Origin of the sequence: Achromobacter sp. SLBN-14, from assembly GCF_006715415.1 — a bacterium.
GTDB classification, from domain to species: Bacteria; Pseudomonadota; Gammaproteobacteria; order Burkholderiales; family Burkholderiaceae_B; genus Achromobacter; species Achromobacter mucicolens.
This window is the reverse complement of sequence record NZ_VFNE01000001.1, coordinates 2,703,137-2,717,379: the sequence shown is the minus strand read 5'-3', so window position 1 is coordinate 2,717,379 and position 14,243 is coordinate 2,703,137. Positions and strand designations below refer to the sequence as shown.

At 65.8% G+C, this 14,243-nt stretch carries 16 protein-coding genes; 10 read left to right on the top strand and 6 right to left on the bottom strand.

What is annotated here, in order from left to right; translation table 11 throughout:
- Window positions 1-13: 13 nt before the first annotated feature.
- The 3 genes from mreD to FBY20_RS12450 form a co-directional block, all read right to left on the bottom strand.
- Window positions 14-520 (bottom strand): rod shape-determining protein MreD, encoded by a 507-nt coding sequence (gene mreD, locus FBY20_RS12460; protein ID WP_108005818.1) that lies wholly within the window; start codon window positions 518-520, stop codon window positions 14-16.
- A 49-nt stretch (window positions 521-569) separates the two neighbouring features.
- On the bottom strand, window positions 570-1,454 hold the full coding sequence (gene mreC, locus FBY20_RS12455) for a rod shape-determining protein MreC (RefSeq protein WP_056319540.1): 885 nt from the start codon (window positions 1,452-1,454) through the stop codon (window positions 570-572).
- An 84-nt stretch (window positions 1,455-1,538) separates the two neighbouring features.
- Window positions 1,539-2,582, bottom strand: a complete 1,044-nt coding sequence (locus tag FBY20_RS12450; protein WP_006216320.1) for a rod shape-determining protein — start codon at window positions 2,580-2,582, stop codon at window positions 1,539-1,541.
- 229 nt (window positions 2,583-2,811) lie between these two features.
- Here FBY20_RS12450 and gatC point away from each other — a divergent pair, with 229 nt between their 5' ends.
- From gatC to FBY20_RS12425, 5 genes are all read left to right on the top strand, one after another.
- A complete protein-coding gene (gatC, locus tag FBY20_RS12445; RefSeq protein ID WP_056319538.1) occupies window positions 2,812-3,120 on the top strand; it encodes an Asp-tRNA(Asn)/Glu-tRNA(Gln) amidotransferase subunit GatC in 309 nt (102 codons plus the stop codon).
- A gap of 3 nt (window positions 3,121-3,123) precedes the next feature.
- On the top strand, window positions 3,124-4,659 hold the full coding sequence (gene gatA / locus FBY20_RS12440; protein ID WP_142052419.1) for an Asp-tRNA(Asn)/Glu-tRNA(Gln) amidotransferase subunit GatA: 1,536 nt from the start codon (window positions 3,124-3,126) through the stop codon (window positions 4,657-4,659).
- A gap of 4 nt (window positions 4,660-4,663) precedes the next feature.
- Window positions 4,664-6,121: an Asp-tRNA(Asn)/Glu-tRNA(Gln) amidotransferase subunit GatB gene (gatB, locus tag FBY20_RS12435; protein WP_056319760.1), complete on the top strand. Its 1,458-nt coding sequence runs from the start codon at window positions 4,664-4,666 to the stop codon at window positions 6,119-6,121.
- 124 nt (window positions 6,122-6,245) lie between these two features.
- Complete coding sequence (locus FBY20_RS12430; RefSeq protein ID WP_056319758.1) at window positions 6,246-6,491, top strand: hypothetical protein; 246 nt, start codon at window positions 6,246-6,248, stop codon at window positions 6,489-6,491.
- Entirely contained in the window at window positions 6,488-6,961 is a 474-nt protein-coding gene (locus FBY20_RS12425) for a type II toxin-antitoxin system VapC family toxin (protein WP_142052416.1), read from the top strand. The genes FBY20_RS12430 and FBY20_RS12425 overlap by 4 nt, the downstream gene beginning before the upstream one ends.
- A 51-nt stretch (window positions 6,962-7,012) precedes the next feature.
- On the opposite strand, the gene pyrE is transcribed toward FBY20_RS12425, so the two are convergent.
- On the bottom strand, window positions 7,013-7,699 hold the full coding sequence (gene pyrE / locus FBY20_RS12420) for an orotate phosphoribosyltransferase (protein WP_056319532.1): 687 nt from the start codon (window positions 7,697-7,699) through the stop codon (window positions 7,013-7,015).
- Window positions 7,700-7,830: 131 nt separating this feature from the next.
- On the opposite strand from pyrE, the gene FBY20_RS12415 reads away from it, so the two are divergent.
- On the top strand, window positions 7,831-8,625 hold the full coding sequence (locus FBY20_RS12415; RefSeq protein ID WP_056319529.1) for an exodeoxyribonuclease III: 795 nt from the start codon (window positions 7,831-7,833) through the stop codon (window positions 8,623-8,625).
- 412 nt (window positions 8,626-9,037) lie between these two features.
- Window positions 9,038-10,384 carry an NADP-specific glutamate dehydrogenase gene (gene gdhA, locus FBY20_RS12410; RefSeq protein ID WP_056319526.1) on the top strand — a complete coding sequence of 449 codons (1,347 nt, stop codon included), beginning with the start codon at window positions 9,038-9,040 and terminating at the stop codon, window positions 10,382-10,384.
- A gap of 153 nt (window positions 10,385-10,537) precedes the next feature.
- On the opposite strand, the gene FBY20_RS12405 is transcribed toward gdhA, so the two are convergent.
- Together FBY20_RS12405 and FBY20_RS12400 are read right to left on the bottom strand one after the other, a co-directional pair.
- On the bottom strand, window positions 10,538-11,029 hold the full coding sequence (locus tag FBY20_RS12405; RefSeq protein ID WP_062838924.1) for a copper chaperone PCu(A)C: 492 nt from the start codon (window positions 11,027-11,029) through the stop codon (window positions 10,538-10,540).
- Between the two features lie 18 nt (window positions 11,030-11,047).
- Window positions 11,048-11,947, bottom strand: coding sequence for a LysR family transcriptional regulator ArgP (locus FBY20_RS12400; protein WP_056319519.1), 900 nt, complete (start codon window positions 11,945-11,947; stop codon window positions 11,048-11,050).
- Between the two features lie 156 nt (window positions 11,948-12,103).
- Between FBY20_RS12400 and FBY20_RS12395 the strand changes: the two genes are divergently transcribed.
- Genes FBY20_RS12395 through FBY20_RS12385 form a run of 3 tightly spaced genes read left to right on the top strand, consistent with a single transcriptional unit; the run spans window position 12,104 to window position 14,053 of the window.
- Window positions 12,104-12,736, top strand: coding sequence for a LysE/ArgO family amino acid transporter (locus FBY20_RS12395; RefSeq protein ID WP_056319516.1), 633 nt, complete (start codon window positions 12,104-12,106; stop codon window positions 12,734-12,736).
- A 9-nt stretch (window positions 12,737-12,745) separates the two neighbouring features.
- Window positions 12,746-13,060 carry an antibiotic biosynthesis monooxygenase gene (locus tag FBY20_RS12390; protein WP_056319514.1) on the top strand — a complete coding sequence of 105 codons (315 nt, stop codon included), beginning with the start codon at window positions 12,746-12,748 and terminating at the stop codon, window positions 13,058-13,060.
- Window positions 13,061-13,111: 51 nt separating this feature from the next.
- Window positions 13,112-14,053 (top strand): LysR substrate-binding domain-containing protein, encoded by a 942-nt coding sequence (locus FBY20_RS12385; protein ID WP_174245410.1) that lies wholly within the window; start codon window positions 13,112-13,114, stop codon window positions 14,051-14,053.
- Window positions 14,054-14,243: the final 190 nt, after the last annotated feature.

The following is a 14,243-nucleotide window of genomic DNA, read 5'->3' as shown; positions in this document are numbered from 1 at the left end:
CGCGACCCCGCCGTCAGGCGGATGAGGATTCGGCGTCGTCGACACCACGTTGCGGCAGGTGCAGCACCCAGCCCGCCAGCGGCCACAGGGCGGCGGTCAACAGCACGCTGATGCCCCAGTCCCAGCCCGGCCATTTGCCGGCCAGCCACGCGTGGATGATCTGGGTGACAAAGCGCGCAATGAAGAACACAGGCAGCATGTGCATGGCCTGGCTCCAGAGGTCGAAGCGCTGCAGCCGGCGGTGCAGGACCACCGCGCCGTAGGCGACGAGCGTGTACGACAGCGCATGCTCGCCCAAGAGGCCCGCGTCGTGCACGTCCATCAGCAGACCGAAGAAGAAGGCGGTGAACAGGCCCACGCGGCGCGGCTCGTGCACGCACCAGAAGGCGATGATGAGCAGCAGCACGTCGGGCGCGCCCTGCCACAGGCGCCACGGCAGCAGCGACACCAGCCACGCGAGCAGCACGGTGCCCCACACGAAGAAGGCATGCGCCGGCCCCGACAGCCTGTCGGGCTGCACGTTGCTGGGCGTGCCAAGGCGGCGCGGAGACTGCCCTGCGGATTGTTGGTTAGTCCGATCCACCGGAATCGACCTCCTGACGGTTGGACTCGGCGCGATCCACATCCACTTGCAGAACCAGGAAGTGGCGATAGCGTTCGGGGTGGGCCAGGGGTTCACACACGGCGCGCGCGAAACCGGATGCGGTATCGCGTTCAACCGAGGTCACCTTGGCCACGGGCAGGCCGGCGGGAAAGAGACCGCCGACGCCGCTGGTGACAATAGTATCGCCTTCCTTGATGTCGGCATTGGCCGCCAGGTAGCGCACTTCCATCTTGCCCGGCGAATTGCCGCCGAACGCGATCAGACGCAGTCCGTTACGCAGCAGCTGCACCGGGATGGAGACCTGCTCGTCGGTGACCAGGGCCGCCTCGGCGGTCATCGGCGTCACGCGGACGATCTGGCCGACCACGCCGCCTTCGTCGATCACGGGCATGCCCGGCGCAAGACCGGCCTTGCTGCCCTTGTTGAACACCAGGCGCTGGGTGAACGCGTTGGTGGGTTCGTACATGACTTCGACCACCACCGCGGACTGCGCCACGGTGTCGGTCACACCAAGCAGGCGGCGAAGCTGGGAGTTTTCGGCGGCGAGCTGGGCGGCGTGGGACGCGACCTGGGCAAGCTCGATGCGCTGGCGTTGCAGGGCTTCGTTTTCGCTGCGGATGAGGTTGGCCGCGTTGACCCACTCATTGACTTGCTGGACGAGGTCGCGCGGCGCCATGACGGCGCGCTGGAAGGGATAAAGCGCCACGGCGATCGTCCGGCGCGCCGGCTCCAGCATGCGCCATTGTGAATCCATGACGATCAGGGCCAGGGCAAGGACGACCAGAACGACCAGCCGCACCTCTGCCGGTGGGCCGCGCCTGAATAGGGGGGGAGTCCCTTGTCGTTGCATGAATCTCAGCCCGGGCGCCCGCGTCCGAGGCCCCCGCAGCGGCCGGAGCCAGAAAAAAGCGGGGCTCCGGGCTGGCGGGCAATATTAGTCGTTGATGAAGATGGCGCCCAGTTTCTCAAGGTGTTCCAGCGCCTCGCCGCAACCGCGCACGACGCAGGTCAGGGGATCGTCGGCCACCACGACCGGCAGACCGGTTTCTTCTTGCAGCAGGCGGTCCAGGTCGCGCAGCAGCGCGCCGCCACCGGTCAGGGCGATGCCCTTGTCGGTGATGTCGGCGCCCAGCTCGGGCGGCGTTTGTTCGAGGGCGATCTTGACGGCGGACACGATCTGGTTGAGCGGATCGGTCAGCGATTCCAGGATCTCGTTGGACGAAACCGTGAAGCTGCGCGGCACGCCTTCGGCCAGGTTCCGGCCCTTGACTTCGATTTCGCGGACTTCGGAACCCGGGAACGCCGAGCCGATTTCCTTCTTGATCAGTTCGGCCGTGGGTTCGCCGATCAGCATGCCGTAGTTGCGGCGGATGTAGTTGACGATGGCCTCGTCGAACTTGTCGCCGCCGACGCGCACGGAACCCTTGTAGACCATGCCGCCCAGCGAGATGACGGCCACTTCGGTGGTGCCGCCGCCGATGTCGACGACCATCGAGCCGCTGGCGTCGGACACGGCCAGGCCGGCGCCGATGGCAGCGGCCATGGGTTCTTCGATCAGGAATACATGGGAGGCGCCGGCGCCGAGGGCCGATTCGCGGATGGCGCGGCGTTCAACCTGGGTGGAACCGCAGGGAACGCAGACGATGATCCGCGGGCTGGGCGCCAGCATGTTGCGGGGGTGCACCATGCGGATGAACTGCTTGAGCATCTGCTCGGTGACCGTGAAGTCGGCGATCACGCCGTCCTTCATGGGCCGGATGGCCTCGATGTTGCCGGGAACGCGGCCGAGCATCTGCTTGGCTTCGTGCCCGACGGCTTGAATGATCTTCTTGCCGTGGGGCCCGCCTTCATGACGGATTGCGACCACGGAAGGCTCATCGAGAACGATGCCCTTGCCGCGGACGTAAATCAGCGTATTGGCGGTACCGAGGTCAATCGCCATATCGCTGGAAAAATAACTGCGCAGGAATCCGAACATGGGAGCTCAGCTAAATTCTGGGGGGAATTGGGGTCAAGCCGCGGGGCGTTTGGCCCGTAAAACGACGGGTCCGCCTGTCATCACGGCGATTAAACCGTGAATCATAACTTATAATTTCCCCGGAAATAGCGCATAAATGCAGGCTATTCAAGCTTTGTAACGGGTTTGGCATGTGCATACTGCCCACTCCCGCCCCGCGGCCTTCGCTCACCGATTTTTGCAATTCCCCATGGCGCTCAACGACAAAGATGTGGCCCGCATTGCCCGGCTGGCCAGAATCGAACTGACCCCCGACCAGCGCACCGTCGCGCAGGCCGAACTCAACGGCATCCTTCACTTGATCGAGCGGCTCCAGTCCGTCGATACGCAAGGCGTGGAACCTTTGGCCCATCCGCTGTCCGCCCACGAAGACATCGTATTGCGCCTGCGTGAAGACGCTGTGACCGAAGCCGGTTCGCAAGCCCGCCGCGAGGAACTGCTGGCCAACGCGCCGGATGCCCAGGACGGCCTGTTCCTGGTTCCCAAGGTCCTGGAATAAGTCATGACGAAACCTGCCCTGCACACCCAGTTCGAGGGGATCGCCGCCCTGCGCGCGGCCCTCGCCCAACGCGAAGTCAGTGCCGTCGACCTGGCGCAAAGCGCCTTGTCGGCCGCCGAAGCGGCCAGCGGCCTGAACAGCTTTTTACATATTGACGCCGAATTGACGCTGGCCCAGGCGCGCGCAGCCGACGCCGCGCTGGCGGCCGGCACCGCCGGTCCGCTGGCGGGCATCCCGATCGCCCACAAGGATGCCTTCGTCACGCGCGGCTGGCGCACCACCGCGGGCAGCAAGATGCTCGAGGGTTACACCAGCCCGTTCGACGCCACCGTCGTGGAGCGCCTGCAAGCGGCCGGCGCGGTTTCGCTGGGCAAGCTGAACTGCGACGAATTCGCCATGGGCTCCGGCAACGAGAACTCCGCCTACGGCGCCGTGAAGAACCCGTGGGACCACGCTGCCGTGCCCGGCGGCTCGTCGGGCGGTTCGGCCGCCGCCGTGGCCGCCCGCCTGGTCGCTGCCGCCACCGGCACCGACACCGGCGGCTCGGTTCGCCAGCCCGCCGCCCTGTGCGGCGTGAGCGGCATCAAGCCCACCTATGGCACCGTGTCGCGTTACGGCATGGTGGCCTTCGGCTCCAGCCTGGACCAGGCCGGCCCGCTGGCCCCCAGCAGCCGCGACCTGCTCGAACTGCTGGACGTCATCAGCGGCTTTGACCCGCGCGACGCCACCAGCCTTGAAAAGTGCGACGCCGCCGTCAACGAGCCCGGCCGCGTGCGCCGCGACTTCGACGCCGCGCAAGGGCGCTTCGACGCCGCCGGCAGCCAGCCCCTGAAGGGCCTGCGCATCGGCGTGCCCGAGGAATATTTTGGCGCTGGCCTGGCGTCCGACGTGGCCGCTGCCGTGCAGGCCGCGCTTGAGCAGTTCGAGGCGCTGGGCGCCGTGCGCGTGCCGGTCTCGCTGCCGCGCACCGAGCTGGCCATTCCGGCGTACTACGTGATCGCCCCCGCCGAAGCGTCCAGCAATCTGGCGCGCTACGACGGCGTGCGCTACGGCCACCGCGCCAAGCAGTATGGCGACCTGAACGAGATGATCAGCCGCTCGCGCGCCGAAGGTTTCGGCGACGAGGTCAAGCGCCGCATCCTGATCGGCACCTACGTGCTGTCCCACGGCTATTACGACGCCTACTACCTGCAGGCGCAGCGCCTGCGCCGCCTGATCGCGCAGGACTTCCAGCGCGCCTTTGCGGACCAGTGCGACGTCATCATGGGACCGGTCACGCCCACGGTCGCCAAGAACATCGGCGACAACCGCGACGACCCGACCGCCGACTGGCTGGCCGACGTCTACACGCTGGGCGTCAGCCTGGCGGGCCTGCCCGCCATGTCGATCCCCTGCGGCTTCGGAGGCGAAAAACAAAATCGCCCCATCGGCCTGCAGATCATCGGCAACTACTTCGACGAAGGCCGCCTGCTGGCCATCGCCGACCGCTACCAACACGTGACGGACTGGCATCAGCGTGCCCCTGTCCTGCAAGGCTGAGAACATGAACTGGGAAATCGTCATCGGCCTGGAAACGCACACGCAGCTTTCCACGGACTCCAAGATCTTTTCGGGCAGCAGCACGCAATTCGGCGCCGCGCCCAACACGCAGGCCAATGAAGTCGACCTGGCCCTGCCGGGCAGCCTGCCGGTCATGAACCGCGGCGCGGCCGAACGCGCCATCCGCTTCGGTCTGGCCGTGGGCGCCAAGATCGCGCCGCGCTCGGTTTTTGCGCGCAAGAACTACTTCTACCCTGACCTGCCCAAGGGCTACCAGATCAGCCAGTACGAGCTGCCCGTGGTGGTGGGCGGCTCGCTGTCGTTCTTCGTGGGCGAAGAAGAAAAGACCGTCAACCTGACGCGCGCCCACCTCGAGGAAGACGCCGGCAAGTCCCTGCACGACGACTTCAACCTGGCCAATGGCGCCCCGGCCAGCGGCATCGACCTTAACCGCGCCGGCACCCCGCTGCTGGAAATCGTGACCGAGCCTGAAATGCGTTCTGCCGCCGAGGCCGTGGCCTATGCGCGCGCGCTGCACAGCCTGGTCGTGTGGCTGGGCATCTGCGACGGCAACATGCAGGAAGGCTCGTTCCGTTGCGACGCCAACGTGTCGGTGCGCCCGGTGGGCCAGAAGGAATTCGGCACCCGCACCGAGATCAAGAACGTCAACTCGTTCCGCTTCCTGGAACGCGCCATCATTTATGAAGCGCGCCGCCAGATCGAGCTGATCGAGGACGGCGGCACCGTGGTCCAGGAAACGCGTCTGTACGACGCGGACCGCGACGAAACGCGCAGCATGCGCAGCAAGGAAGACGCGCACGACTACCGCTACTTCCCCGATCCCGACCTGCCCACGCTGGTGATCTCCGGCGACTGGGTGGACGAGGTCCGCGCCGCCATGCCCGAACTGCCGGCCGCCCAGCGCGCGCGCTTTGAATCGGAATACGGCCTGCCCGCCTACGACGCGGCCCAACTGACCGTCAGCCGCGACCTGGCCGCCTACTTTGAGGCCGTGGCGCACGCGCTGCCGGCCGGTCAGGCCAAGCTTGCGTCCAACTGGGTCATGGGCGAAGTCGCCGCGGTGCTCAACAAGGAAGAAAAGACCATCGCCGAATCGCCCGTCGCCGCGCCCGCGCTGGCGGCCTTGATCGGCCGCATCATCGACGGCACGATCTCCAACAAGATCGCCCGCGAGGTCTTTGGCGCCATGTGGGCCGGCGAGAACGGCGGCGACGCCGACGCCATCATCGAGTCCCGCGGCCTGAAACAGATCAGCGACACGGGCGCCATCGGCGCGATGATCGACGAGGTGCTGGCCGCCAACCCGGCCATCGTCGAGGAGTACCGAGCCGGAAAGCAAAAGGCGTTCAACTCCCTGGTCGGCCAGATCATGAAGGCCGCCCGCGGCAAGGCCAACCCGCAGCAGGTGAATGACTTGCTGAAGCAGAAGTTGGATAGTTGATGGGCTGCCGGTTCGCCAAACGGGGGACCGGCGCAATATCAGACTAAGTCAAAGGCCGCGGCATCTTGCCGCGGCCTTTTGCTTGGCCAAGAATGATCTGGTCGAATTCGCCGGAGACTTGGCCATGAAATACATCGAGGTCAGCAGCAACGACCTGCTGCACCGATTCACCGACTACCTGCAGGCCCTCAACCAGGGGCAGCACTTCATCATCGCGGTCGACGGCGTGCGCCGTGCCAGGCTGACGCCCGTCCTGCCCGAAACCTCGCTCGACGCGCACGACGCCCTTGAGGCCATGAAGCGCCTGCAGACAGCAGCCCCCGTCTCTCACGAAACCATCCGCGAATGGATCGAAGAAGGGAGAGAATGAACACCTTCAATCTGGTACCCGATGCGTCGGTCGCGCTTGCATGGCTGCTCGATCGTGTGGATGTCCACGAATCGCTCCTTGCCCGGCACCTGCTCGACGTCGCCCACGGCTCGCAAAACACGGTGCCTCACATCTGGCGCGTCGAGGTCGCCAATGGCGTTCTGCGTGCCGAGCGCAGCCGGCGTATCTCGCAGGATCAGGTCGCTGCATTCAACCAGCTTCTGGACAGCCTGCCTTTCCGCCCAGACCACGACGATGCCGCTCACCACATCGCGCGCACCTGCGAGATCGCCCGCACCCATGGCTTGACCGCCTACGACGCGAGCTATCTCGAGCTCTCCCTTCGGCACCGCGCCTGTCTGGCCACCTTCGACCGAAAGCTGGCGGACGCGGCGCGTGCCAGCGGCGTTACCGTGTTCGGCCAACCCCATGGGGTCGCCGAACCCGTCGCGCATTATCTTTGCCAATGAAATGGGCGGCCACTGGCCGCCCTACGTGTTGCTTCCGGCAAACCGGCCCGTTTACTTCACCCCGTACTTCGTCCGATACGCCAGCACGGCATCCCGGTTCTCGGCAAACGCCGCATCGTCTTGCAGCAAGGCCAGGATGTCGGTCAGCGAAGCAATCGCGACCACGGGGATGCCATAGGTCTTGGCCACGTCCTGCACGGCCGAGTGGGGCGACAAGGCGTCGTCCGGGCCGGCGCGCTCCATGCGGTCCATCGCGATCAGCACGGCGGCCGGCTCTGCGCCCGCGGCGCGGATGATTTCCACCGATTCGCGCACCGACGTGCCGGCAGTGATGACGTCGTCGATGATGACGACCTTGCCCTTGAGCGGCGCGCCGACCAGGGTGCCGCCTTCGCCATGGTCCTTGGCTTCCTTGCGGTTGTAGGCAAACGGCACGTCGCTGCGGCCCTGCATGTCAGGATGGCCGGCCAGCGCCACGGCGGTGGCGGTGGACAGCGGGATCCCCTTGTACGCCGGGCCAAACAGCATGTCGAACTCGACGCCGGAATCCAGCAGGGCCTGCGCGTAGAACTGCGCCAGCTTGCCGACCGAGCGGCCATTGTTGAACAGGCCCGCGTTAAAGAAATAGGGGCTGATACGGCCCGACTTGACCTTGAAGCTGCCAAAGCGCAGAACGCCCTCGTTCAAGGCGAAGCGGACGAAATCCAGGGCGGTGACGGAGGACTGGGCGGCGGGCATGCAAGGGGTTCCGGTAGGTGGCAGACCCCGCATTTTATCCGCTGTCGGGGACTTTCCCGGATGGCGCCGCCGAGTCGGTTAAATTCCTGGCATTGTCCGCCCCCCTGCGGCCGCATTACAGGAGTTTCGCTTTGCTGCGCATCACGTCGATCAACCTCAATGGCATCCGGTCCGCCTTCAAGAAGGGCCTGCAACCGTGGATGGAAAAGCACGCCGCCGACGTGCTGTGCCTGCAGGAAATCAAGGTCTCCCACGAGGACCTGACCGACGACCTGCGCCATCCGCCCGGCTACACCGGCCACTTTCATCACGCCGTGAAAAAGGGCTACAGCGGCGTGGGCATCTACCTGAGAGATGCCGCCGAGCGCGTGAACAACGGCTTTGATTGTGAAGAGTTCGACAACGAAGGCCGCATCATCCGCGCCGACTGGAAGGATCTGTCGATCATCAGCGCTTACCTGCCTTCCGGCTCCAGCGGCGACGAACGCCAGCAGGCGAAGTACCGCTTCCTGGACCGGTTCGGGCCGTGGATCGATGCCCTGATGCATGAGCACAAGACGACCGGCCGCGAATTCGTCATCTGCGGCGACTGGAACATCGCGCACAAGGAAATCGACCTGAAGAATTGGAAGGGCAACATGAAGAACTCGGGCTTCCTGCCCGAAGAGCGCGCGTGGCTCACGGACGTTTTCGACAAGCGCGGCTTTGTGGACGTGTTTCGCACCATTGATGACCGTCCGGACCAATACACCTGGTGGAGCAACCGCGGCCAGGCCTGGGCCAAGAACGTCGGGTGGCGCATCGACTACCAGATCGCCACGCCGGGCATCGCCGCCAAGGCGCGTAACGTGGCCATCTACAAGGACGAGCGCTTCTCGGATCACGCGCCGTTGACGATCGATTACGACACCACCTTGCGCGCGTGATTTTTCTCAATATTTAATTGGGGTCGTATTACGTGCGAGACACGGGCCGCTGCGCATGCAAGCGGCCTGACAATGACCTCGTGGCCTGAGGGCACGGGCAGCCGCCTCTATGACGAGGCAGACATTTAAAACGGGGACACATTAATTTCCCCTGATATTTCAAGCATCACGCCCAACCGCGCACCTTTGGATTCCGCATCCCGAGACGCCCACCCGGAAATACGTCCCCGATTTTTGCTTCGAAAAATCCGTTTGTTATCAACATGATGGCGCGGTTTTTCGCTTTGCGCAGGGCAACATTTTGCCCCTACAATCGCCGCACCATACCGGTGCAGTCTTGCACCAAAACAAACTGACCGCGCCCCAATCTGGCGCAATTTCCGCACCTATTCGAAGCACCCCCGAGGAGATCATGGTGAAAGTGCAGAGTCTGGACGACTTTCTGCGTGGCGTCGCCGCGCGCGACCCGCAGCAACCCGAGTACATGCAAGCCGTCCAGGAGGTGATGCTCAGCTTGTGGCCTTTCGTCGAGAAGCATCCCCACTACGCTGAACACGCCCTGCTCGAACGCCTGGTCGAACCCGAGCGCGTCATCCAGTTCCGCGTGTGCTGGACCGACGACCAGGGCCGCGCCCAGGTCAACCGCGCCTTCCGCATCCAGCACAGCTCGGCGATCGGCCCGTTCAAGGGCGGCATGCGCTTTCACCCGTCCGTGAACCTGTCGATCCTGAAGTTCCTCGCCTTCGAACAGACCCTGAAGAACTCGCTGACCACGCTGCCCATGGGCGGCGGCAAGGGCGGCTCGGACTTCGATCCCAAGGGCAAGTCCGATGCCGAAGTCATGCGCTTTTGCCAGGCGCTGATGATCGAGCTGTACCGCCACCTGGGCCCGGACACCGACGTGCCGGCCGGCGACATCGGCGTGGGCGCGCGCGAAGTCGGCTTCATGGCCGGCATGATGAAAAAGCTGTCCAACTCGACCGCCAGCGTGTTCACCGGCAAGGGCCTGACCTTTGGCGGCAGCCTGATCCGTCCCGAAGCCACCGGCTACGGCACCGTGTACTTCGCCGAAGAAATGCTCAAGCGCGTGGGCAAGTCCTTTGATGGCATGCGCGTTTCCGTGTCGGGCTCGGGCAACGTGGCGCAATACGCCATCGAGAAGGCGATGGCCCTGGGCGCCCGCGTCATCACCGTGTCGGATTCGAACGGCACCGTCGTCGACGAGGCCGGCTTCAACCACGAGAAGCTCGTGGCGCTGATGCACATCAAGAACGACCTGCGCGGCCGCCTGGACACCTACGCCCGCCAATTCGGCCTGCAGTACGAGGCCGGCAAGCGCCCGTGGCATGTGCCCGTGGACGTCGCCCTGCCCTGCGCCACGCAGAACGAGCTGGAACTGTCGGATGCGCAGACGCTCATCAAGAACGGCGTGCTGGCCGTCGCCGAAGGCGCGAACATGCCCGCCACGCTCGAAGCCGCCAAGGCCTTCGTTGCCGCCCGTGTGCTGTACGCGCCGGGCAAGGCCAGCAACGCCGGCGGCGTGGCCGTGTCGGGCCTGGAAATGGCGCAGAACTCGGCCCGCCTGTCGTGGACCCGCGAGGAAGTGGACGCCCGCCTGCACGCCATCATGCGCGACATCCACGAAAACTGCGTGCGTCACGGCCACTCCGAGCGCGAGTACGTGAACTACCTGGACGGCGCCAACATCGCCGGCTTCGTGAAGGTCGCGGACGCCATGCGCCAGCAAGGCCTGTATTGATCGCCGCCCGCTGACCCTCGCCCGCAGAAGCGGGCGGACCAAACAAAAGGCCGACTCATTCGAGTCGGCCTTTTTATTGGCGGCGGCAAGGCCGCAGCCGCTTGGCAAGACTGCCACGCCCTGGGGACGCGGGCTTGCCAGAATGCGTCAGGATCAGTGCTTCATGCCGCCATGACCGTGGCTCATGCCGGGGTTGTGCGAGGCCGGCATGACCTTGAACTGCACCGCCACTTCGCCCGCCTTTTCGAACTTGAGCGTGGCGGGCACGGTGGCGCCGTCCTTGAACGGCGCCTTCAGCTTGATGAACATGACGTGGTAGCCGCCCGGGCTGAGCTTGACCTCGGTGTCGGCGGGCAGCGCGATGCCGCCTTCGACCTGACGCATCTTGGACACGCCGTTCTCGGTCTGCACGGTGTGCAGCTCCACGCGCTCGGCGGCGTCCGATGTCACGGAAAGCAGGCGGTCCGGTGCCTTGGCGTCGTTGTCGATATCCATGTAGCCCGCACCGTTGGCCTGGCCCGGCGCGGAAGCGCGCACCCAGAGATCGTCGATTTCGACCTGGCCCACCTTGTAGTCCTTGGCCCACGCCGAACCGGCGGTGCACAGGCCAATCGCGGCAATGGCGGCAAACTTGCGGATGTTCATGCGTGTCCTCCTGAGACGTTAACGGCGCCTGACCAGGCTGCGGGCGGCTGACAGCACCGCGTCGGTCAAGGCTTCCATGGCCTCGGAGTTTACCCGCCAATGCTGCCAGTAGAGCGGCACGTCCTCCCACGCCCGGCCGCGCAGCAGGACGAGTTGACCGGCATCAAGGTGTTCCTGCACCAGCGGCAGCGGGTTCATGGTCCAACCCAACCCGCCCAGCGTCGCCTGTACGAATGCGCGTGTGGACGGGACCCACCAGACCGGCGGCTCCCACGGCGCGGGGTCGGCGATCTTGTGCGCAAAGCGCGCCTGCAGGGCGTCCTTGCGGTTGAACACCAGGACGGGCGCCTGGGCCAGCGTCTGCGCATTGACCCCCGACGCGAAGTAGCGCTTGTGGAAGTCGGGCGTGCAGGTAGCCACGTAGCGCATGCTGCCCAGCGCATGGATGCGGCAACCCTGCACGGGATCGGCCAGCGTGGTCACGGCGCCCAGCACGGAACCGTTGCGCAGCAGGGCGGCCGTGTGGTCCTGGTCTTCGGACAGCATGTCGAGCGTGGCGCGGGTGCGCGCGGCGAACTGCAGGGCGGCGTCGACGAACCAGGTTTCCAGGCTGTCGTGATTGACGGCGATCGGGATGCTGGCGTGGGGGATGTCGTCATCGGCCACGCCCAGCCGGTTCAGCGCATCGTGCTCGAGCAAGGCGGTCTGCTCGGCCAATTGGACCAGCACCTGGCCATCGGCCGTGGCGGCGGCGGGCACGGTGCGCTGGACCAGCAGCCGGCCCATGCGGTCTTCCAGGGCCTTGATCCGTTGCGACACCGCTGACGGCGTGACGCTGAGCGACAGCGCCGCGCGCTCGAAACTTCCTTCGCGCACCACCGCAGCCAGTGCGCGCAGGTTGCCGTGATCGATTCTCATGACATTAGCTGCGCTTAATATAGTGAAGGAAAATTAGCTGTATTTCACATGCATGGCAAGGGAAAATCACACCATGCCGCCCGCTCCACGCGCCCGGCAACCCATAGAAGCGCCGCCACAGGCGTTGCAGTCACCGGTTTCACAGGTATCCCTTCCATGTTTGCCACGTTGTCATCCCCCGCCTTCCTCACCGCCTGGGCCAGCGGCACGGCCACGGGCCTCGGCCTGTTCGCTGTCGTGGGCGCGCAAAGCGCGTTCATCCTGCGCCAGGGCCTCATGCGCGCGCACCTGCTCAGCGTCGTCGCCATCTGCGCGCTGATTGACCTGGTGTTCATCTTCGCGAGCGTGTCCGGCCTGCAGGCACTGACCGCGTGGTTCCCCTGGCTGACCACCGCCGTGCTGTGGTTCGGGGTGGCCTTCCTGACCTGGTACGCGGCGCAGTCCGCGCGCCGCGCCTGGACGGCCACGGGTGGCCTGGCCGCCGCCCGCGACGTGGTGCCGTCGCGCCGCGCCGCCATGCTGGGCGCACTGGGCTTTTCGCTGCTCAATCCGCATTTCTGGCTGGACATGGTGGTGGTGGGCTCGCTGGCGCATGGCTTCGAAGACGCCCGCATGGCCTTCGCGGCCGGCGCCTTCACGGCCAGCCTGCTGTGGCTCGCCGTGCTGGGCATCGGGTCGCGCCTCTTCGCCCCGTTCTTTGCCAGCGCGACGGCCTGGCGGGTCCTGGACGGCGTCATCGCCGCAGTCATGGCCGGGTTGGCGGTCAGCCTGGCGGTCAAGGGCGTCTGAGGCGCCGCCATGTACACATCCACCTTCATCTTCGCGAAAAAGCAGTTCGACGATGCGTTCCATCAACTGGACCAGCGCATTGCGCAGGCGGCCCGCGCGATGCCTGGCTACCTCGGTGAAGAGTCCTGGCAAGACACCACCCGGGGACTGTTCGCCAATGTGTATTACTGGGACACGCTCGATGCGCTGGACGCGCTGATCCGGCATCCGGCGCATTTGGAAGCCAAGGCGGCGCAATCGCAATGGCTGGACGGCTATCGCGTGGAGATCGCTCAGGTGCTGCGCCAGTACGGGCACGGCGTGCCCGCCCCCGCACTTTTATAATCGGGGCCTCACCACTTTCTGTCGGGCGCGGGACCGGCCCGCCACCGCTCCATGCGCGGACCTTCATCTTCCAAAGATGTGCGCCTGCCGCCGCTCGCCGCCATCCAGGCGTTCGAAGCCGCCGCCCGCCTGGGCTCTTTCGAGCGGGCCAGCGAAGAACTCTTCGTCACCGCCAGCGCCATCGGCAAGCGCATCGCCTCGCTTGAAACCCTGCTTGACGTCACACTCTTCATCCGCAGCAGCCGCGGCGCGACGTTGAGCGCGGCCGGACGCGAATACCTGGAGCAGGTGCGCACGGCGCTCGACCTGCTGTCGGACGCCTCGCTGCACAAGCGCAACGAACCCAAGCTGGAAACCCTGCGCGTGGTGTCCACGCCCACGTTCGCCCGGCAGGTCCTGATCCCCGCCCTGCCCGGCTTCACCGCCGCGCACCCCGACGTCGAACTGGAGATCATGCTGTCCATTCCCTACCTGGACATCATGCCGCCCAACGCCGATGTGTGGATCCGCTTTGGCAGCGGCAAGTATCCCGGCCTGAACGCGCACCCCCTCACGCACGATCCCGTGTTCGCCGTGTGCTCACCCGGCTACCAGACAGCGCGTGGCCCGTTCCTGCGGCCGGCGGACCTGGCGCGCGCGGACCTGCTGCGTTGTCCGATGGAACCGTGGCGTCCCTGGCTGGCGGCCGCCGGCCTGGACTGGCCCGAGCCGTCGCGCGGCGTGTGGCTGGTGGACCTGGGCATGATGCTCGCCGCCGCACGCGCGGGCCAGGGCGTGGCGCTGACGCGCCGGTCGCTGGCCGCCGAGTGGCTGGACGAAGGCAAGCTGGTCCGCCTGCTGGACGTGGAAATCCCCGGCGAGTCGCAGTACTACCTGTGCACCGAAACCACACGCGCACCTGGCGGCGCAGTCCAGGCGTTTTCCCTATGGCTGACCGAGGTCTGCCAGCGCGCAGCCCAATGGCCATGCGGGCCCGAGGCCAGTCAGGAATAAATTTCCACTCGATGGCGGAATGAATTTCCGCACGACGCCGCACCCTGATCGCTAGGATGCGGCCAGCACGTCTGCGCGCGCCCGGCGCACCGATGCAGCTGCGGGCCCGCCATCAGGCTAAAGACGTTCAGCAGTCTGAAAGGAACCTTGCAGCGGCACTAGGTATTTACGCGGAAAAGCGCCGCCGGGT